Here is a 22,381-nt window from a genome sequence, read left to right as displayed (position 1 = left end):
CCACACCATGTCGTCGTCGATGGAGGACCGGATCGCCGCACTGCCCCCGCACCTCCGGGAGCAGATGCGCCGCCGCCTGTCGGGCCGGTCCACGCGGACCGACGCGATTGCGCCGGTGGACCGGAACGGGTCGTTGCCGTTGTCGTTCCCGCAGCAGCGCCTGTGGTTCCTCGACCGGTTCCAGCCCGGCGGCTCGGGCTACAACAGCGCGATCCCGTTGCGTCTCAACGGGAAGCTGGACGTCACCGCGCTGGGCACCGCGCTCACCGGGCTGGTGGCCCGGCACGAGTCGTTGCGCACCACGCTCGACGAGGTCGACGGCGTGGGTGTGCAGATCGTGCACCCGCCGTTCGAACTCGCTTTGCCCGTGGCCGAAGCGAGGGAGCGCCACAGGCTGGACGACCTGCTGGCTGAGGAGTACTGCCGCCCCTTCGACCTGCGGCGCGGGCCGCTGGTGCGGGCGCTCCTCGTGCGGCTGACCGAGGAAGAGCACGTGCTGCTCGTCACCGCGCACCACGTCGTCACCGACGGCTGGTCCATGGGCGTGCTCACCGAGGAGCTGGGGGAGTTGTACGGCGCGGCGGTGCAGGGGCGCGAGGCGTCGCTGCCCGCACTGCCGTTCCAGTACGCCGACTTCGCGAGCTGGCAGCGGAAGCGGCTGTCCGGTGACGCGTTGCGCGGCCAGCTCGACCACTGGACCCGGCGACTCACCGGCATCGCCCCGCTGGAGCTGCCCACCGACCGGCCTCGGCCGCCGGTGCGCACCACCGGCGGTGCCGTGCACGCCTTCACCGTGCCCGCCCCGGTCACCGCCGCCCTGCGCGAGCTGGCACGCGACCGCGGCACGATCCTGTTCTCGGTGCTGATGGCGGGGTGCCAGGCGTTGCTCGCCCGGTACGCCGGCCAGGAGGACGTGGCCGTGGGCACCGTCACGACCGGGCGCAACCAGCCCGGTCTGGAGCGACTGGTCGGGTTCTTCGTCAACACCGTCGTGGTGCGCTCCACTGTGGACAGCGCCACCGGCTTCACCGCGTTCCTGGACCAGGTCAAGGAGAACGTCAAGGAGGCGTTCGCCCACGACGAGGTTCCCCTGGAACACCTGGTGGACGCCGTCAGCGAGAACCGCGACGTCAGCCGCAACCCGTTGTTCGACGTCATGGTGCTGCTGCAGAACGCGGAACGCACGCCGCCGAGCCTGCCGGGGCTGGAGGTCGAGCGGGTCGGCCTGTCCCGGCGGGACGCGATCTTCGACCTGACCATCGAGTTCCAGGAGCGCGGCGACCTCCTGGAAGGGCTGGTGGAGTACAACACCGGCCTCTTCGACGCCACCACGGTCGCCCGGTTCACCGATCACCTCGTGCGGTTGCTCGGAGGTGTGGCGACCGACCCGCAGCGACCGGTGGGCGAGCTGCCGTGGATGTCGGACGCCGAACGAGACGACGTGCTGAACACCTGGAACGACTCCGGTGGCGCACTGGTCGAGGGAACGATCACGGGTCTGTTCGCGGCCCAGGCGAGCCTGACACCGGACGAGCCGGCGGTCATCACCGACAGCGCGGTGCTCACCTACGCCGAACTCGACGCGCGCGCCAACGGTCTCGCGCACCGGCTGATCGAGCTCGGTGTCCGGCCGGAGGACCCGGTCGGTCTGCTGGTGGAGCGCTCCGCCGATCTCGTCGTGGCCGAACTGGCCGTGGTCAAGGCAGGGGCGGCGTACCTGCCCCTGGACGGTCGAGCACCGGTGGAACGTCTCCGGCGTGTGCTCGGCAGGTCCGGGGTGGCAGTCGTGATCACCGACCTCGTCAACGAGACCCTCGCACGATCCGTCCACAACGGACGAACGGTGGTGCTCGACGGCTCCGTGCCGGACGCCGCGAATCCCGATGTGGTCGTGCGCCCCGGCCAGTTGGCCTACGTCATGTACACCTCGGGCTCCACGGGCGAGCCCAAAGGCGTCGCCGTGCAGCACGGCGACGTGGTGGCGTTGGCACTGGACTCCCGCTTCGACGGAGGAGCACACGAACGGGTGCTGCTGCACTCCCCGTCCGCGTTCGACGCCTCCACCTACGAGATGTGGGTGCCACTGCTGCGCGGCCGCCAGGTCGTCATCGCACCGCCGGGTGACGTCGATGCCGAAGCGGTTCGTCACGCCGTCACCGCGCACGGGGTGACTGCGATCTGGTTGACCGCCGGGCTCTTCCGGCTGATCGCGCAGGAGGCGCCGGAGGCCTTCGCCGGTCTGTGGCAGGTGTGGACCGGTGGTGACGTCGTGCCCGCCGCCGCGGTACGCCGGGCGTTGGAGGCGTGCCCCGGTCTGACGGTGGTCGACGGCTACGGTCCGACCGAGACGACGACGTTCGCCACCTCGTTCCCGATGACGGGCTCGGTGCCCGACGTGATCCCCATCGGACGTCCGCTGGACGGGATGGCGGCGTACGTGCTCGACGCGGGGTTGCGGCCGGTGCCCGTGGGCGTGCCGGGCGAGCTGTTCCTCGCGGGTGCCGGAGTCGCGCGCGGCTACCTCGGTGCGCCAGGCCTGACCGCCGAGCGGTTCCTCCCCAGCCCCTTCGGTACGCCCGGTTCGCGGATGTACCGCACCGGTGACGTCGCCCGCTGGCGCGCGGACGGGACCGTGGAGTTCGTCGGCCGCACGGACGACCAGGTCAAGATCCGCGGTTTCCGCGTCGAGACCGGCGAGATCGACGCTCTGCTCGTGCGTCACCCCGCGGTCGCCGAGTCGATCACCGTGGCCCGTGCCGAGAACGGCCGCAAACAGCTGGTGGCCTACCTGGTGTCGACCGCGGAGCTGTCCCACGCCGACTTGCGGACGTGGCTCAAGCGCGAACTCCCCGACTACATGGTGCCGTCGGCGTTCGTGCGGTTGGAGACGCTTCCGTTGAGCGGCAACGGAAAGGTCGACCGGCGCGCGCTGCCCGCACCTCAGGTGAGCACGAGTCGTCACGTCGAGCCCACCACGGCCGTCGAACGGGAACTGGCCCGCGTCTGGGCCGAGGTGCTGCGCGTCGACCGAGTGGGGATCGAGGACAACTTCTTCGAACTCGGCGGCGACTCGATCCTCAGCATCCAGCTCGTCGCCAGGGCCCGGCGCGCCGGGCTGAGGCTGTCGTCGAAGGACGTGTTCCTGCACCCCACCGTCGCCGAGTTGGCCAGGGCCGTCACGGAGGTCACCGGCAGCGAGGCACCGGCGGCGCCCGCGGCGGGCCCCGCCCCGCTGACTCCGATCCAGGAGTGGTTCTTCGACACCGCGCTCGCGAGTCCGCACCACTTCACGATGTCCACGCACGTGGAGCTGGCGCCGGACCTGGACGAGCAGGCGCTGGCCAAGGCAGTTGACGCCGTCGTCGCGCACCACGACGCGCTGCGCTCCCGTTTCACGCAGGACGGTGAGCGGTGGAGGCAGGAACCGGCGGCCGCTCCACCGAGTGGCATCCTGCGGGTGTGCGACCTGTCCGGGCTCGAGGAACGGGAACGCGAAGAATCCGCACACGCCGAGGCTCTCGCCGCCCAGTCGAGTCTCGACCTCGGCGCCGGCCGGCTCGTGCGAGCGGTGTTGTTCCGTCTCGGTGAGGGACGCTCGCGGCTGTTCCTGGCCGTGCACCACCTCGTCGTGGACGGGGTGTCCTGGCGCGTGCTGCTCGGCGACCTCGGCACGGCCTACCAGAAGCTGACGCGAGGCGAGCCGGTCGAGCTGGAACCCGTGGCCACCGCGTTCGCCACCTGGGCGCACCGCCTCACCGACCGGGTGCGCGCGGGCGAGCTGGACGCCGACCTCGCGCACTGGACCGGGTTCGCCGGGTCTGCCTCCGCGGACATCCCCGTCGACCACGGTGACGGTGACCCGGGCGAGGACGTCCGATCGGTCACCGTCCGGCTCGGGCGCGCCGACACCGACGCGCTGCTGCACCACGTTCCGGGCGTCTACCGGACGCAGGTCAACGACGTCCTGCTCAGCGCGCTCGGCCGGGCGTTGGCAGCCTGGACGGGACGTGACCGCGTGCTCGTCGGCCTGGAGGGCCACGGGCGCGAGGACGTGCCCGACGACCTCGACATCTCACGCACCGTCGGCTGGTTCACCAGTCAGTTCCCGCTCGCCCTGCACGTACCGGCCGGGGGCTGGGGCGACGTGCTCAAGTCGGTGAAGGAGCAGCTGCGGGCGTTGCCGCGCCGGGGCCAGAGCTATGCGGCGTTGCGCTACCTGGGCTCCTCGGCAGCCCTGCGCGACGACCCGCACCCGGCGATCAGCTTCAACTACCACGGCCAGTGGGACGTGGCGCCGGAGGACGGCGGGCTCTACCGGGCGCGGTGTGCGCCCCTCGGCCGGGACACGGCTCCCGGCAACACCCGCCCGTACCTGATCGACGTGGTGGGTCTGGTGCAGGACGGACAGCTCGAGCTCACCTGGCTGTACTCCGGGCGCGTGCACGACGAGTCGACCGTGCGGACCGTGGCCGACGCGGTGCTGGGCCACCTGGCCGGGATCGTGGCGCACTGCGCCGCGCCGGGAGCGGGCGGACGCACGCCTTCGGACTTCCCGCTGGCCGCGCTGAGCCAGGCCTCGGTGGACCTCCTGGCCAGCGACGGCCGAGAGGTCGAGGACGTCTACCCGTTGACCCCTCTGCAGGAGGGGATGCTGTTCCACGGCCTGGCCGACCTGTCGTCCACGGCCTACTTCGACCAGGTCCGGCTTCGCCTGACGGGAGTGGAGGACGAGCAGGCGCTTGCCACCGCCTGGCAGCGCGTCGTCGACCGCACGCCGGCACTGCGCGGCGCGCTCGTGTGGGAAGGCGTCGAGCGACCGGTGCAGGTCGTCCGCACCCACGTGCGGGTGCCCGTCGAGCACCACGACTGGAGTGGACTGTCCGAAGAGGACCTTGATCGCGAACTGGGCGCGATGACCCTCGACCTGCGCCAGGCGCCGCTGATGCGGATCGACCTGGCGAGGATGGACGAGGACGAGGTGCTGCTCGTCTGGACGTTCCACCACGTACTGCTGGACGGGTGGAGTCTCGCGCAGGTCTTCACCGAGGTGTGCGAGCAGTACCGGGCGATCGCGGACGGACGCCCGGCGGCGGTCGTCACCCGGCGGCCGTTCCGCGACTACCTGCGCTGGCTGGGAACGCAGGACCGGTCCGAGGCCGAGCGGCACTGGCGAGGGGTGCTCGCCGGTTTTTCGGCTCCCACGACGTTGCCCTACGACCGTTCACCCGCGGAAGGTCACGCGACGGAGTCCTCCGCGGTGGCACCCGTGGCGCTCACGGCCGGGCAGACCGAACGGCTCCGCGGCACCGCCCGCCGCCACGGTCTGACGGTCAACACCGTGGTGCAGGGGGCGTGGGCGTTGCTGCTCGCCCGCCACAGCGGCGAGTCCGACCTCGTGTTCGGCACGACGGTCTCCGGACGTCCCGCCGAACTTCCCGGCGTGGAGCAGATGGTCGGCCTGTTCATCAACACCGTGCCGACCAGGGTCACCGTGCCCGGGAACCTCGACGTCGTGGCCTGGCTGCGGGAAGTCCAGGCGGCCCAGCTGGAGGCGCGGCGGTTCGACTTCGTCTCGCTCGCCGAGCTCCGGTCGTTCAGCGACGTGCCCGCCGGGTCGCCGCTGTTCGACAGCGCGGTGGTGTTCGAGAACTACCCGCTCAACGACGTCACCGAGGTCGGCGGCATCCGGGCGACCGAGGTGCGGGCACGCGACACGACCACGTTCGCGCTCACCCTCAGCGCCGTGCTCGACGACCGGCTGCGCCTGGACCTCGCCTACGACCCGCACCTCTTCGACGGTGCGACGGCCCGCCGCCTCGCCGATCGTCTCGTGCTGGTGATCAACGCGATCGCCGAGGAGACCGAACCGTCGCTGCTGACGGACGACGAGCGCCGCCAGGTGCTCGTGGAGTGGAACGACACGGCCGCCGAGGTGCCGCACGCGACGGTCGTCGACCTGTTCCAGGAACGTGCGCGTTCGACTCCGGAGGCCACCGCGATCGTCGTGAACGACCGGTCGCTGTCGTTCGCGGAGTTGGACGCGTGGTCGAACAGGCTGGCGCGAGCGTTCGCCGCGTCGGGCGTCGGTCCGGAACGGCTGGTGGCGCTGTCGTTGCCGCGCTCGGTGGAGTTCGTGGTGGCCCTGCTCGCGATCTGGAAGGCGGGTGGGGTGTACCTGCCGGTCGATCCCGCCCTGCCGGCCGATCGCGTGGAGTTCCTGCTGGAGGACGCGAACCCGGTGCTGGTGGTCCGCGACGAGCTGCCGGACGCCGGGGACTTCCCGGCGGGTGACCTGGCACCGGTCCACCCCGGCCACGCCGCGTACGTGATCTACACGTCCGGTTCCACCGGCAAGCCCAAAGGCGTGGTGGTCGAACAACGCAGCCTGCTCAACCTGCTGGTGAACCACCGCGAGGACTTCGTCGCCGGCGACCGGCTCAGGGCCGCCCTGTCCGCGGTGTTCTCGTTCGACACCTCGCTCGAAGGCATCGTGCTGATGGCCGACGGGCACGAGCTGCACGTCCTCGACGACGAGGTGCGACTCGATCCGCCCGCGCTCGTGCGGTACGTGGCCGACCACCGGATCGACTTCCTCGACCTGACCCCGTCCTACGCGCGACAGCTCCTGGAAGCCGGGTTGCTCGACGGTGAGCACCGGCCGAAGGTGCTGATGCTGGGCGGAGAAGCGATCGGTGCGGACCTGTGGCGACGGCTGGCCTGTACGTCCGGCACCAGGAGCTACAACTTCTACGGACCGACCGAGTCCACTGTGGACGCGCTGTCCTGCCGGGTCTCCGGCGAGGGACGACCGGTCGTGGGGCGGCCGTTGCGCAACGTGCGGGCCTACGTGCTGGACGAACGCCTGCGCCCGGTTCCCGCCGGGGTGCCGGGAGAGCTGTACCTGGCCGGTGCCCAGGTGGCGCGTGGCTACCTCGGGCGTCCAGGTCTGACCGCGGACCGGTTCCTGGCCGACCCGTTCGGTGCGCCGGGCGAGCGGATGTACCGCACGGGGGACCGTGCCCGCTGGACGGCCGACGGCACGCTGGACTACCTCGGCCGCACCGACGACCAGGTCAAGATCCGCGGTTTCCGCGTCGAGCCGGGTGAGATCGAGGCGACCTTGATTCGCCATCCCGAGGTCCGCGAGGCCGTGGTGGTCGCCCGCCGGGACGGCGGTCACCCACGACTCGTCGCCTACGTCACGACCGGCGGGGTACCGGACCTGCGGGCGTGGCTCGCCGAACGCCTGCCCGACTACCTCGTGCCGTCCGCGTTCGTCACGCTGGACGCGATTCCCCTGAACACCAACGGAAAGGTCGACCGCCGCGCGCTGCCTGCACCCGACTTCGGAGGCGACCGCGCCGATCACGTCGCGCCGCGCACCGACGCGGAGCGGACCGTGGCCGGCATCTGGTCGGAGGTCCTGGGCGTCGCGGACATCGGGGTGCTGGATGACTTCTTCGACCTCGGTGGCGACTCGATCCTGAGCATCCGCGTGATCTCCCGGTTGCGCGCCGCCTTCGACGTCGAGATGTCGCCGCGCGCACTCTTCGCCCATCCCACCGTCGAGGGGATCGCGTCGCTGGTCGCGGAATCCGTTGGCACAGCGCCGACCGGCATTCCCGTGGTGGCCCGTGACGGCGCGCTGCCGTTGTCCTTCGCGCAGCAACGCCTGTGGTTCCTGGACGAGCTCGAACCGGGCGGAGTCGAGTACCTGACCCCGTCGATCCTGCGGTTGCGCGGGCCCCTCGACGTCAACGCCCTGAGGAGCGCCCTGACCGCCCTGGTGGCCCGGCACGAGTCGTTGCGCACCACGTTCGACACCGTCGACGGGCGAGGTGTGCAGGTCGTGCACCCGCCTTACGAGGTCGATCTGCCGGTGCTCGACGTGACCGACGAGCAGCTCCGAAAGGTCCTGACCCGCGAGACCTCCACGCCGTTCGACCTGGGCCGAGGCCCGCTGCTGCGGGTGCTGCTCGCCAGGCTCGGCGAGGACGACCACGTGCTTTCCCTCGTCCTGCACCACATCGTCACCGACGGGTGGTCCAACGGTCTGCTGCTCGCCGAGCTGGGAGCCTGCTACGAGGCCGCCAGGTCCGGCACCAGCGCCTCGCTACCCGCACTGCCCGTGCAGTACGCGGACTTCGCGTTGTGGCAACGAGAGACCTCGACCGAGGAGGCGCTGGAGCCGCATCTGGCGCACTGGCGGCACGCGCTCGACGGCCTGCGGCCGCTGGAACTGCCGACCGATCGTCCCCGCCCGGCAGTCAGGGCGAAGCAGGGCGCGCTCGTGCACTTCCAGGTGCCCGCCGAGGTCACTCGCCGGTTGAAGGCGCTGACCCGCTCGCACGACGGCACCTTGTTCATGGCTCTGGTGGCGGCGTGCCAGGTGCTGTTCGCCCGGTGGTCCGGGCAGCGCGACGTCGCCGTCGGCACGGCCGTCTCGGGGCGCGACCGGCCGGAACTGGAAGGTCTGGTCGGGTTCTTCGTCAACACGGTGGTGTTGCGTTCGGACGTCGATCCGCACCACGGCTTCGGCGATCTGCTGGACCAGGTGCGGGAGACGGTGCTGGACGCGTTCGCCCACCAGGACGTGCCGTTCGAACGGGTCGTGGACGCGGCGCACCCCGAGCGCGATCCCAGTCGCACACCGCTGTTCCAGGCGATGGTCGTCCTCCAGAACACCCCCGACGACGGCCTGAACCTTCCCGGCCTGCACGTCGAGGAACTGCCGCCGCCATCGGTCGCCGCCGGCTTCGACGTGTCCTTCCAGTTCCAGGAGGTCGACGACCACCTCGAAGCGGTGCTGACCTACGACACCGCGTTGTTCGACACCGCCACCGCCGAGCGGATGGTCGCGCACGTCGGCAGGGTGCTGGCCGGTGCCGCGGACGACCCCGGCCTCCCAGTGGCCGACCTGCCGCTGCTGAGCGACGGCGAACTGCGGCAGGTGCTGGAGGAGTGGAACGACACGGGAACGGCCGGCCCGGCACCGGCCTACCACGAGGTCTTCCAGGACCGCGCCGCCCGCACGCCCGGCGCGACGGCGCTGGTCGAGGGTGCGCGGTCGTGGACCTTCGCCGAGGTGAACGCCCGCGCCAACCGGATCGCCCACCGCCTGATCGCGGAAGGGGTCGGGCCGGAGTCGGTGGTGGCCCTGGCGCTGCCCGCGTCGCCGGACCTCGTGTTCGCGGTCCTGGCCGTGCTGAAGGCGGGTGGCGCGTACCTGCCGCTCGACCCGGCCCACCCGGCCGAGCGGATCGCGCACCTGCTCGACGACGCCAGCCCGGCGCTCGTGCTGACCTCGCCTGACAGCGAGCTGGACGGGCTGCGGCTGGACGAGTCCACCGTGGACGGACAGCCCGCCACCGACCCGTCCGACGCCGACCGCACGGCTCCGCTGCTCCCCGAGCACCCGGCGTACGTGATCTACACGTCCGGCTCCACCGGCCGTCCCAAGGGCGTCGTGGTCGAGCACCGCAACCTCGCCGCCCTGGTCGCCGACCACCACGCGCGGCTGCTGCCGGGCGACGGCAGGACGGTGCGCGGCATCGCCACCGCCGCCTACACGTTCGACGCTTCCTGGGAAGGCCTGCTCCTGCTCGCCGCGGGCCACGAGCTGCACCTGCTCGACCAGTCGGTCCGGCTCGAACCCCGCGAGGTGGCGCGGTACGTCGAGCGGCAGCGGATCGACTTCCTGAGCTGCACCCCGTCCTACTTCCAGCAGTTGCTGCCCGAGGGACTGCTGGACGAGGGGCGGCACCGGCCGAGCCTGATCGCGCTGGGCGGCGAAGCGGTCGGCGAAGCGCTGTGGCGCACGCTGGCCGACACCGACGGGGTCACCGGGGTCAACCTCTACGGCCCGACCGAGTGCACCGTGGACTCCGTCTGGACGGAGATCACCGACCGCGCCCGGCCGGTGATCGGCACGCCCGGTCGCGGCCTGCGCGCCTACGTGCTCGACGACGACCTGCGGCCGCAGCCGGTCGGCGTTCCCGGCGAACTGCACCTCGCCGGCGACCAGGTGACCCGCGGCTACCTGGGCCGGTCCGGCCTGACCGCGGACCGGTTCGTGGCGAACCCGTTCGGCGAGCCCGGCAGCCGGATGTACCGCACCGGCGACCTCGTGCGCTGGACCGCGGACGGACTGCTGGAGTACCGAGGGCGGACGGACGACCAGGTGAAGGTCCGGGGCTACCGGGTCGAGCCCGGTGAGATCGAAGCGGCGCTGCTCCGGCTCGCCGGCGTGACGCAGGCCGTGGTCGTGCCGCAGGAGATCGAGCCCGGCCTGCACCGCCTCGTGGGCTACGTCGTGGGCACCACCGCGGGGGAGGACCTGCGCACCGGCTTGAAGCGGCACCTGCCGGACCACCTGGTGCCGTCGCTGTTCGTGGTGCTCGACGAACTGCCCACGACCGACAGCGGCAAGGTCGACCGTCGTGCCCTTCCCGCACCTGACGCGAGCGGTGCCGAACACCACCACGTGCCGCCGCGCACCCCGGTCGAACGGGAGCTGGCGCGGATCTGGGCCGACGCGCTGCGGGTCGACCGGGTGGGCGTGCACGACAACTTCTTCGCCCTCGGCGGCGACTCGATCCTGAGCATCCAGATCGTGTCCCGCGCCCGCCAGGCGGGCCTGGAACTGGCCACCAAGGACGTGTTCACCCACCAGAGCATCGCCGAGCTCGCCACGGTCGTGCGCGCGGAGGACGACACGGCCGCCCCGCTGCCGGAGATCACCGGACCGGCTCCGCTCACGCCGATCCAGCGCTGGTACCTCGACGCCAACGGCTCGAACCCGCATCACTTCACGATGTCGACCTACGTCGAGCTGTCCGAGGACGTCGACCCGGCCGCCCTGGCGTGGGCGTTGCACGCGGTCGTGACGCACCACGAGGGTCTCCGCACGCGCTTCTTCCGCGAGAACGGAGTCTGGGTACAGGAAGTCACCGACGTCGAGGTCCAGCTGGAGGAGCACGACCTGTCCGATGTGGACTCCGCGGTCGCGGCGGCCAGGCGCGGGCTGGACATCACCCGCGGTGCGGTCGTGCGCGCGTTGCTGTTCTCCCGCAAGCGACTCCTGCTCGTCGTTCACCACCTCGTCGTGGACGGCGTGTCGTGGCGGATCCTGCTCGACGACCTGGAGACCGCCTACCGCCAGGCCGTGACGGGGGAGGAGCTGGAACTGGCCCCGGTCGGCACCCGGTTCACGCAGTGGGCGCACCACCTCGCCGCACACGTGCGGTCGGGCGCGTTCGACGCCGAGTTGCCGCACTGGGAGGCCGCGGTCGGTGAGACGACGGACCTGCCCGTCGACCACGACGGGCCCAACACTTCAGGCTCAGCGCGTGTGCTGTCGGTGCGACTCGGACCCGAGTCCACCGACGCCTTGCTGCACCGCGTTCCGGACGTCTACCGGACGCAGATCAACGACGTGCTGCTGAGCGCTGTCGGCCACGCGCTGTCGGAGTGGACCGGCTCGGCACGTGTGGCGGTGACGATGGAGGGCCACGGCCGCGAGGACGTGCTCGACGGCGCCGACCTCTCGCGCACGGTCGGCTGGTTCACCACGCAGTACCCGGTAGCGCTGACCGTGCCCTCGGGAGACTGGGGAGCGGTGCTCAAGTCGGTGAAGGAACAGCTGCGCGCGGTGCCGGGCCGGGGTTTCGGGTTCGAGGCACTGCGTCAGCTCGCCCAGGCTCCCGGTCTGGCCGGCACCGAGCTGCCGCGGATCAGCTTCAACTACCACGGCCGCTGGGACACCGCAGCGTCCGCGGAAGGCCCGGTGCGGGCTCGTCTCGACGGCATCGGAGCCGACGCCGACGCGGAGAGCACCCGCCCGTTCCTGCTCGACGTGGTCGGCGGTGTCGAGGACGGCGAACTCGTCCTGTCCTGGTTCTACTCCGAGCAGGTGCACGAGGAGTCGACCGTGCGGGCCGTGGCCGACGGGGTGGTGCGTGCGCTGGAGGAGATCGTGGCGCACTGCGCCACACCGGGCGCCGGCGGCCGCACACCGTCGGACTTCCCGTTGGCACGTCTGGACCAGGCAACCGTCGACCGGCTGACCGGGGCGGGTGACGAGGTCGAGGACATCTACCCGCTGACCCCGTTGCAGACCGGAATGCTGTTCCACACCTTGGTCGACGACACGTCCACGGCCTACTCGAACCGGTTCCGGCTCCGGCTCTCGGGTGTGTCGGACCCGGACGCGCTGGCCGAGGCCTGCCGCCGCGTCGTGCACCGCACACCGGTGTTGCGCGGCGGCGTGGTGTGGGAGGGAGTCGAGGCGCCGGTTCAGGTCGTGCGCCACCGAGTCACCCTCCCGATCGCCCAGCACGACTGGCGGCACCTGTCCGCTGAACAACAGCGGATCGCCCACGACTCGGCGGGCGGCGAGGAGCTGGACCTCACCACCCCGCCGCTGTTGCGCCTGACCATCGCCCGCGTGACTGACGACGAGGTCACGCTGTTCTGGACCGCGCACCACGTCCTGCTCGACGGCTGGAGCTTCGCCCAGGTGCTGGCCGAGATCTGCGAGCAGTACGCCGCCCTCACGCGTGGCGTGGAACCGGAACTCGCTGCGCGGCGGCCGTTCCGCGACTACCTGCGCTGGCTGGGCGGCCAGGACACCGAGGCGGCCGAACGACACTGGAGGCAGGTGCTGGCAGGCGTCGAGGCCCCGACCCCGTTGCCGTGGGACCGCCCACCGCTGGAGGCGCACCGGGCGGAGTCCAGCGCGTCCGTCCACTGTGAACTCGACAAGGCGCGGTCGGCTGACCTGGACCGGGTCGCCCGTGCGGCCGGACTGACCGCCAACACGGTCGTCCAGGGTGCGTGGGCCCTGCTGTTGTCGCGCTGCAGCGGTGAGTCCGACGTCGTGTTCGGTACGACGGTGTCCGGCCGGCCGGAAGAACTGCCCGGGGTCGGAACGATGATCGGCATGTTCATCAACACCGTGCCCACCCGCGTCCGGGTCGACCCGCATGCCTCTGTGTTGCCGTGGTTGCGCGAAGTGCAGGCGGAGCAGCTGGAGTCCCGGCGGTTCGACTTCGTCTCGCTGGCGGACCTGCGGTCGTTCAGCGACGTCCCCGCGGGCTCGTCGCTGTTCGACAGCGCCGTGGTGTTCGAGAACTACCCGGTCGACGAGCTGCTCGACGCCGAGCAGGGAGTGCGGGTGCTCGACGTCGAGGGCGACGACACCACCAGCTTCCCGCTCGCGCTGAGCGCCCACCTCGGCGACCGCCTGCGGCTCGAACTCGACTACGACCCGCGGCTGTTCGACACCGCCACCGCAGAGCGTCTCGCCTCCCACCTCGTGCTGCTGTTGGAGGAGATCGCGGCCGATCCGGGCCGCACGCTCGGCGAACTGTCGCTGCTGACAGCGGAAGAACGCCAACGGGTGCTCGTCGACTGGAACGCCACCGCTCGCCGGGTAGCGGAGAAGACGGTGGTCGAGGTGTTCGAGGACCACGCGCGCACCACACCGGACGCCGTCGCCTTGGTGGTGGGGGACCGGTCGCTGACGTTCGCCGAGCTGAACGCGTGGGCGAACCGGCTCGCTCGGGTGTTGAAGGAGTCCGGGGTGACCCCCGAGCGCGTCGTGGCGTTGTCCCTGCCGCGCTCGGTCGAGTTCGTGGTGGCGTTGCTGGCGATCTGGAAGGCGGGAGGCGCGTACCTGCCGATCGATCCCTCCCTGCCGGCGGACCGGGTGGAGTTCCTGGTGCGGGACGCCGACCCCGTGCTGGTCGTGCGCGGATCCCTGCCGCCGTCCGACGACCAGCCATCCGGGAATCTGATTCCGTTGCGGCCCGACCACGCCGCCTACGTGATCTACACGTCCGGATCGACCGGCACGCCCAAGGGAGTGCTGGTAGAGCACCGCAGTCTGGTGAACCTGCTCGTGAACCACCGCGAGGACTTCGTCCGGGGTGACCGGTTGCGGGTGGCGCTGTCCGCCGTGTTCTCGTTCGACACCTCGCTCGAAGGCGTCGTGCTGATGGCCGACGGCCACGAGCTGCACGTCCTCGACGAGGACGTCCGGCTCGACCCGCCCGCGCTGGTCCGCTACGTGGTGGACCGCCGGATCGACTTCCTCGACCTCACGCCGTCCTACGCGAGCCAGCTGCTCGAAGCCGGACTGCTCGACGGCCCGCACAGGCCGAAGGTCCTGATGCTGGGCGGAGAGGCGATCAGCGCGTCCCTGTGGCAGAGGTTGTCCGACGTGCCCGGCACGGACGTGCACAACTTCTACGGCCCGACCGAGGCCACGGTGGACGCTCTGTCCTGTCGCATCGCGCCCGGCTCCCCGGTCGTGGTGGGGCGTCCGCTGCTCAACACACGGGCCTACGTGCTGGACGAGAACCTGCGTCCGGTGCCCGTCGGCGTACCGGGGGAGCTGCACCTGGCCGGTGTCCAGGTCGCCCGCGGCTACCTCGGCCGGCCCGGGCTCACCGCGTCCAGGTTCCTGGCGGACCCGTTCGGCGGACCGGGCGAACGCATGTACCGCACCGGGGACCGTGCTCGGTGGCTGCCGGACGGGACGGTGGAGTACCTGGGGCGGACCGACGACCAGGTCAAGATCCGCGGCTTCCGCGTCGAACCGGGTGAGGTCGAAGCGGTGCTGACCCGGCACCCGGAGGTGCGGGAAGCCGTTGTCGTCGTCCGGCGGGACGACGGTCACCACCGGCTCGTCGCCTACGTGACGACCAGCGGAAAGCCCGAGCTGCGGGCCTGGCTGGCCGACCGCCTGCCCGACTACCTCGTGCCGTCCGCGTTCGTCGCGGTGGACGCGATTCCCCTGAACGCCAACGGAAAGGTGGACCGCCGCGCGCTCCCCGCTCCCGACCTCAGGGCCGAGACGTCGGCCTACCGCGCGCCGAGCAGTCCTGAGGAACACCAGGTCTGCGGCATCTGGGCCGACGTGCTGGGGGTGCCCCGGGTCGGGCTCGACGACAACTTCTTCGAGCTGGGCGGCGACTCGATCCTCAGCATCAAGGTCGTCTCCCGGCTGCGCGCCGAACTGGGCGTGCCGGTGTCGCCTCGGGTTCTGTTCACCTCGCCCACGGTCGCCCGGCTGATCCAGGAGATCGGGGCCGGCGGCGGAGAGGACCACGTGTCCATTCCCCGCGTTCCGCGCGACGGAGCGTTGCCCCTGTCGTTCGCGCAGCAGCGACTGTGGTTCCTCGACCAGTTCGAACCGGGCAGCACCGACTACCTGTCCCCGTCGCTGCTGAGGCTGCGGGGCCGCCTGGATCTCGACGTCCTGAACGGGGCACTGACCGCGTTGGTCGCGCGGCACGAGTCGTTGCGCACGACCTTCGACACCGTCGACGGGCATGGCGTGCAGGTCGTGCACCCGGCCCGGCCGGTCGAGGTGCCGGTGATCGAGGTGCCCGGCGGAGAAGGCGGTCTGGCCGAGGTGCTGGCGCGGGAGAGCACCCGGCCGTTCGACCTGGGCCGGGGCCCTCTGCTGCGACCGGTGCTGGTGCGCGTCGCGGAGGACGACCACGTCCTTCTCCTGCTGGCGCACCACATCATCACCGACGGCTGGTCCAACGGCGTGCTCACCGCCGAGCTCAACCACCTCTACCGCGGGAGCTCCCTGCCTGACCTGCCGATCCAGTACGCGGACTACGCGGTGTGGCAACGGGATCGGCTGACCGGTCCGTTGCTGGACGGCCAGCTCGCGTTCTGGCGCGACACGCTCGCCGGAGTCGCCCCGCTGGAGCTGCCCACCGACAGGCCACGGCCCGCGGTCCGCACCAACGGTGGCGCGCTGCACCTGTTCACCTTGCCCGCCGACGTGGCGGACGGCCTGAAGACCCTGGCACGTCACCAGGACGGCACCCTGTTCATGGCGCTGGTCGCCGCGTGCCAGGTGCTGTTCGCCCGCTGGTCTCGTCAGGACGACATCGCGGTGGGGACGGTGACGTCGGGCAGGGACCGCGCGGAACTCGAGTCCTTGGTCGGGTTCTTCGTCAACACGGTGGTGTTGCGGTCCGAAGTGGACGATCGTCGCACGTTCCGCGAGTTCCTCGGCGACGTGCGTGGCACCACCGTGGACGCCTTCGCGCATCAGGACGTGCCGTTCGAACGTGTCGTGGACGAGCTGCGGCCGGAACGCGACACCAGCCGCACCCCGCTGTTCCAGGCGATGGTGATCCTGCAGAACGTGCCCGAGCCCGCCGCGGACCTGCCCGGCCTGCACGTCGAGGACCTGCCGCTGCCGGCGGTGGCGGCCAACTTCGACCTGACCCTGGAGTTCCAGGAGACCGAGGAGGCTCTGCACGCGGCGATCAACTACAGCACTGACCTGTTCGACGCCGAGACCGTCGAGCGGATGGCCGGGCACCTGCGCGTGCTGATCGAGGGCGTCGTCGCCGCTCCCGACCGGCCGCTGGGCGACCTGCCGTTGATGGACGCCCAGGAGGAGCAGCACGTCCTGCACGCGTGGAACCACACCCGCCACGCCGTGCCGGACGCCACCGTCACCGGCCTCGTCGAGGCCCAGGTGGTGAGGACGCCGGACGCCGCCGCGGTCGTCGATTCCGGTGGCGTGCTCACCTACGCGGAGCTCAACACCCGCGCCAACCGGCTGGCCCACGGGCTGATCGCGCAGGGCGTCGGCCCCGGTACGTTCGTCGCGATCTCGCTCCCTCGCTCCGCGGACCTGCTCGTGGCCGTGCTGGCGGTGTTCAAGGCGGGTGCCGCGTACGTGCCGGTCGAACCGGACCAGCCCGCGGACCGGATCGCCTTCGTCCTCGACGACGCGCGGCCCGTCGTGGTGCTGGACGACCCGGATCTCGTCCGCGTCGCCGGTGGCAGGGAGGACGACCCCGCCGACTCAGACCGGACCGCACCGCTGACCACAGGCGACCCGGCGTACGTGATCTACACGTCGGGATCGACCGGCCGTCCCAAGGGCGTCGTCGTCGAGCACCGTTCCGTGGTCAACTACCTGTCCTGGGCCACCGAGGTGTACCCGGGTCTGCGTGACGCGGCGGTGCTGCACTCACCGGTGTCCTTCGACCTCACGGTCACCACCCTCTTCGGGCCGTTGCTGGTCGGCGGCCGCGTGCTGGTCAGCGACCTGGACGAGGACGCGGTTCCGTTGGGGCAGGCGGCTTTCGTCAAGGCGACGCCGAGCCACCTCCCGCTGCTGGGCACTGTCCCGCCCGCGCTGTCGCCGAGCACTGACCTGGTGGTCGGCGGGGAGCAGTTGCTGAGCGCGCCGCTGGACGAGTGGCGGCGCGCGAACCCCACCGCCACCGTCGTCAACGAGTACGGCCCGACGGAGACGACCGTCGGCTGCATGGAGCACCGAGTGGAACCCGGTGAGCGACTAGCACCCGGTCCGGTGCCGATCGGCCGCCCGGCCTGGAACACCCGGCTCTACGTGGTCGACGACCTGCTGCGGCCGGTTCCCGTCGGCGTCCCGGGCGAGTTGTGCATCGCGGGTGACGGACTTGCGCGGGGCTACCTGGACAGGCAGGGCCTCACCGCGGCGCAGTTCGTGGCCTGCCCGTTCGGACGTCCGGGAGAGCGGATGTACCGCTCCGGTGACCTGGTGCGCAGGCGTGCGGACGGCGTGGTCGAGTACCTCGGCCGCATCGACGACCAGGTCAAGATCCGCGGTCACCGGGTCGAGCCAGGGGAGGTGGAGTCCGTGCTGCTGCGCCACTCCCGCGTGACCGCGGCCGCCGTGGTGGCCAGGGGCACCGGTCAGACTCGGCTGGTCGCGTACTTCGTCGCCGATGCGGACGGTGCTGAGCTCCGCGCGTTCCTGGCCGGACACCTGCCGTCGTACATGGTGCCGTCGGCCTTCGTGCCGCTGCCGGTCCTGCCGGTGACGCCCAACGGCAAGCTGGACCGGGCCGCGTTGCCGGAGCCGATCGCCGAGGACGTGTCGAGCTACGTGCCGCCGAGCACGCCTGTGGAGCACCTGCTCGCCGAGGTGTGGGCCGCGGTCCTGGGCGTCGGCCGCGTCGGAATCCGGGACAACTTCTTCGAGCTGGGCGGCGACTCGATCCTGGTGATCCAGGTGGTGTCCCGTGCCAGGAAGGCGGGGCTCACCCTCACCACGAAGTCGTTGTTCCGCAACCAGACGATCGAGACGCTCGCCCCGTTCGTCACCGAGTCCGAGTCCGCGCCGGCGGACACGGCCGAGGTCGTCGGCGAGGTCCCGCTCACCCCGATCCAGCAGTGGTTCTTCGCCACCCGCACCGGTGCGCCGCACCACTTCAACCAGTCGATGCTGCTGGAGCTGACCCCCGGAGTGGACGAGGAGGCACTGGAGAAGGCCTTGGCCGCGGTGATCGCCCACCACGACGCGCTGCGCATGCGGTTCGTGCACGAGGACGGCGAGTGGCGGCAGCACAACGCCCCCGTCGGGCCGGACGCCGTGCTGGAACGCCACGACCTCACCTCGATCAGCGAACCGGAACGGCACGCCCACCTGGTGAAGATCGCGGATGACGCGCACGCGGGTTTCGATCTCACCGCGGGACCGCTGTACCGGGTCGTGCTGTTCCACGCCGACGAGACGATGTTGTTCCTGACCGTGCATCACCTGGTGGTGGACGGGGTGTCCTGGCGCATCCTCCTCGACGACCTGGACACCGCGTACCGGCAGGCCGTGCGCGGCGAGAAGGTGGATCTGGGCGCCAAGTCCACGTCGTTCCGCGACTGGGCGGCAGGCCTCGCCCGGCACGTCGGCGGGGGAGCCCTCGACCACGAGCTGGACCACTGGGAGGCGGCACTCGACGCGGCGCCCCTGCCCGTGGACCACGAGCAGCCGACCTCGGGCACTCCGGCCGCCGAGGTGCGGGTCGTGCTCGGCGCGGAGGACACCGACGCGTTGCTGCACAGCGCTCCCACCGCGTACCGGACGAGGATCAACGACGTGCTGCTCGCCGCACTCGCCCACGCGCTGTCCCGGTTCACCGGCCAGCGGACGGTGTCCGTGGACATGGAGGGACACGGCCGCGAGGACGTGCTCGGCGAGGACCTGTCCCGCACGGTCGGCTGGTTCACGACGCTCTACCCGGTCCGCCTCACCCTGCCGGAGAACGACGCTTCGACGTGGCGCGACCTGGTCAAGGCCGTGCGCCGGCAGCTGCGCACCGTGCCGGGCAACGGGTTCGGCTTCGGAGCGTTGCGCTACCTGGGCGCACCTGACGCCCAGAAGCGTCTGGCCGCACCGGGACCGCAGATCGCGTTCAACTACCTCGGCCAGTCGGGCAGCACCGCCGACGACGCCGAAGGCGGTCTGTACCGGACCGTTCTCGACCCCGCCGGACAGGACGCCGACCCGGCCGATCGGGGACCGCACCTGCTCGAGGTGGTCGGTGGCGTCGCGGCGGGTGAACTCCGCTTCACCTGGCACTACCAGCCGGATCGGCACGACGAGGCCACCGTGCGGCGGATCGCGGAGCACTTCGCCGGCGCGCTGCGCGACATCGCCGCGGACTGCCGGGGTGACCGATGACGTCGTTGTCCCGCAACCGGGACTACCGGCTCCTGTGGGTCGGCCAGGCGCTGTCCGAGGCCGGTTCCAGCGCGTCGATCATCGCGCTGCCCCTGCTCGTGCTCACGCTGACCGACTCGGCCGCGGCGTCCGGCCTGGTGCTGGGCGTCGCCGCCGCCACGCAGCTCGTCGTCGGGCTGCCCGCCGGAGCGCTGGTCGACCGGTGGAACCGCAGGACCGTGATGCTGGTCTGCGAAGCGGTCCAGGCCCTGGCCGTGGGACTGCTGGTGCTGGGACTGTGGTGGCACGTCGTCGAGGTGGTGCACGTCGTCCTGGTGGTGATCGTGCTCGGAGTCTGCCGGGCGATGTCGGAGCCCGCCGAGGAGGCGGCGCTGCCCGCGATCGTGCCCGAGCAGCAGCTCTCGGACGCGGTAGCGATGAACGCCGCACGCGGTTATCTGGGACAGCTCTCCGGTACGGCGCTCGGCGGTGTCCTGTTCGGACTCGGACGCTGGCTGCCGTTCGCGGTGGAGGCGGTGACGCACCTCGCGACGTTCCTGTCGTTGTTGTTCATCCGGGTTCCCGCGCGGCAACGGGAACCGGCGCCGGTCAGCCGGTTCCACCGGGAGATCGGCGAGGGCCTGCGCTGGGTGTGGAAGCAGCCGGTGGTGCGCGTGGTCGCCTTCTGCGCGGTGGGCCTCAACCTCTTCTTCCAGGCCTTCTACCTGCTGATGATCGCCATCGCGCACCAGAAGGGCGTGTCCGCCGGGCAGATCGGCGTCATGGCGGCGATGCTCGGTGCCGGCGGCATCCTCGGATCCCTGGCCGCCCCGTGGTTGCACCGGGTGCTCCGCCCGCACCGGGCCATCGTCGGCGTGTTCTGGGCCATCACGGCGCTGATCCCGGTGGCGCTGTTCGTGGAACCCGGAATCCAGACGGGCTTCCTGTTCGCCGCGGCCGCGTTCCTCGCGCCCACCGCGAACACGACCATCACCACCTACCAGCTGCTGCTGACACCGGACGAGCTGCGTGGCCGGCTGAGCAGCGTCATGGGAGTGGCGCTCGGAGTCGCGGCCGTCTCCGGCCCCGCGGTGGGCGGTCTGCTGGTGGAGTTCCTGACTCCAGCGCAGGCGATCCTCACGTGCGCTGCGGGTGCCGGCCTGCTCACCCTGTACGCCACCGCGAACCCGACCCTGAGGCGGTTCTCCCGTCAGGAGGACCCGGTGGGGTCCGGTCGCGACGGCAGCGGCAGCAGTCGCGGTGGCCGAGGACCGTAGGCGTTGGCGGAAGCGAGGATCCGGCGGACGCCCGGTATCGCGGTGACGTACCGCAGGAACGAGGGCGGGGCGATCGGCCTGCCCTTGGTCCGGGCGGCGGCGATCCGTCGTTCGGTGCGCACCTGCTGTGCCTGGACCCGGCGGATCGCGGGCTCGCGTTCGGCCTGGATCGCGGCGAGCACCTCGCCGGACGCCGGGCGGCCGGTGCGGAGTGCCGGGACGAGGTGGTTGGCGGCGGCGACCGCGTCCTGGATCGCCATGAGGATGCCGTTGCCGCCGACCGGGGAGATCACGTGCGCGGCGTCGCCGATCAGGAGCAGGCCGGGCTTCCACCAGGACGTGACGCGAGAGATGTCGACCGAGAGCAGGGTGGTCTGCGAGAAGTCCTCCAGCAGGTGGACGCGGTCGGCGAGCCACGGGATCTGGCCGGCGACGAAGCGGCGGATCGGCTCGACCCCGTCGTTCCTGGCAGCCGGATACCCGCCTTTGGGCAGCGTGTAGCCGACCTGCCACCCGGCGGTGCCGGCGAGCAGGCCGACGTAGTGGTCACGGCCGAAGAAGAGGTCGACGTCCGCGTCGGGCGGGTCGGTGTCGTGCCGCGGGAGGCGGAACCACAGCAGGTCCGTGGCCGCGCCCAGGGAGTGAGCGGGCTGTCCGGCCAGCTTGCGCAACCGGGAGAACCTGCCGTCGGAGCCGACGGTCAGGGCGGCGGGCAGGTCGTGGGTGCCCGCGCTGTCGCGGTATCGGACACCTCGCACCTCACCGTTCTCGGCGGTGAGCAGATCGGTCACGGTGCACCCGGTCATGACCCGGCAGCCGGGCAACGCCTCGACCTGCTCCGAGAGGAAGTCGAGGAACCGCGCCTGCGGCATGAGCGCCACGTAGTTGAAGGGTGAGCGGAGCTTGCCGTAGTCCGCGGCGGTGATGGTCGCTCCGGGAACGTGGAACCGGAACAGGCGAGCCTTGTGATGGGGCAACGACAGCAGTCGCTCGGCGAGGCCGAGCCGGTCGAGCAGCTCCAACGTGTACGGGTGCAGCGAGTCGCCGCGGAAGTCCCGGTCGAAGTCGCGGTGCTTCTCCAGCAGCGTCACGGAGATCCCCGCTCGCCCCAGCAGGTAGGCGAGCACCATGCCGCCTGGTCCGCCACCGGCGATCACGCAGTCCGTCATGAGCCGCCGTCCAGCCGGAACACCGCCATCGCGCCGAGATGGCGTTCGATCTCGGCCGTGGAAGAGCCAGGCGCCACCGGGAAGGCCCGCAACGCCCACGGCGCTTTCACCGCGGCCAGGTAGACCGACACCACGATCGCAGCCTCCTCGCCGTCGACAGGAACGGCACTTCTCGACTGCTGCTCGCCACCGGCCAGAAGGGTGCACTCGGCGTGGGCACGGAGGTTTCGCGCCCAGTCACGTTCCCGGTCCGGGCACACGAGGTACTGGCGGCCGCCGACCTGGGTCAAGCCGAGCGGCGTGCGGTGCGGCCTGCCCGACCGCCGCCCGCGCATCTCCACCACCCGCAGGCCGTAGCCGCCGTCGGCCACGGCCTGCGCCGGGTTGGCCAGGATCTGCTCGATCATCTGCGCGTTGAGTTCGCTAGAACTTCTAGTCACCTCCTCGACGATACTCTCTAGCTAGAAAAT

The 22,381-nt window shown here is 71.3% G+C and carries 4 protein-coding genes; 2 read left to right on the top strand and 2 right to left on the bottom strand.

What is annotated here, in order from left to right:
• Window positions 1–7: 7 nt before the first annotated feature.
• Both ACFWNN_RS02930 and ACFWNN_RS02925 read left to right on the top strand, forming a co-directional pair.
• A complete protein-coding gene (locus tag ACFWNN_RS02930) occupies window positions 8–19,486 on the top strand; it encodes a non-ribosomal peptide synthase/polyketide synthase (RefSeq protein WP_382438123.1) in 19,479 nt (6,492 codons plus the stop codon).
• Window positions 19,483–20,742 (top strand): MFS transporter, encoded by a 1,260-nt coding sequence (locus ACFWNN_RS02925; RefSeq protein ID WP_382438122.1) that lies wholly within the window; start codon window positions 19,483–19,485, stop codon window positions 20,740–20,742. The genes ACFWNN_RS02930 and ACFWNN_RS02925 overlap by 4 nt, the downstream gene beginning before the upstream one ends.
• Here ACFWNN_RS02925 and ACFWNN_RS02920 read toward each other — a convergent pair.
• Window positions 20,676–21,911 carry an FAD-dependent oxidoreductase gene (locus ACFWNN_RS02920; RefSeq protein WP_382438121.1) on the bottom strand — a complete coding sequence of 412 codons (1,236 nt, stop codon included), beginning with the start codon at window positions 21,909–21,911 and terminating at the stop codon, window positions 20,676–20,678. The genes ACFWNN_RS02925 and ACFWNN_RS02920 overlap by 67 nt on opposite strands.
• Window positions 21,908–22,351, bottom strand: coding sequence for a nitroreductase/quinone reductase family protein (locus ACFWNN_RS02915; RefSeq protein WP_382438120.1), 444 nt, complete (start codon window positions 22,349–22,351; stop codon window positions 21,908–21,910). Before ACFWNN_RS02915 ends, ACFWNN_RS02920 begins: the two co-directional genes overlap by 4 nt.
• Between the last annotated feature and the right edge of the window lie 30 nt (window positions 22,352–22,381).

It is taken from the genome of Lentzea sp. NPDC058450, assembly GCF_042721395.1.
Classification (GTDB): domain Bacteria; phylum Actinomycetota; class Actinomycetes; order Mycobacteriales; family Pseudonocardiaceae; genus Lentzea.
The sequence above is the reverse complement of the archived record's forward strand: the minus strand, read 5'-3'. Positions and strand labels throughout refer to the sequence as shown.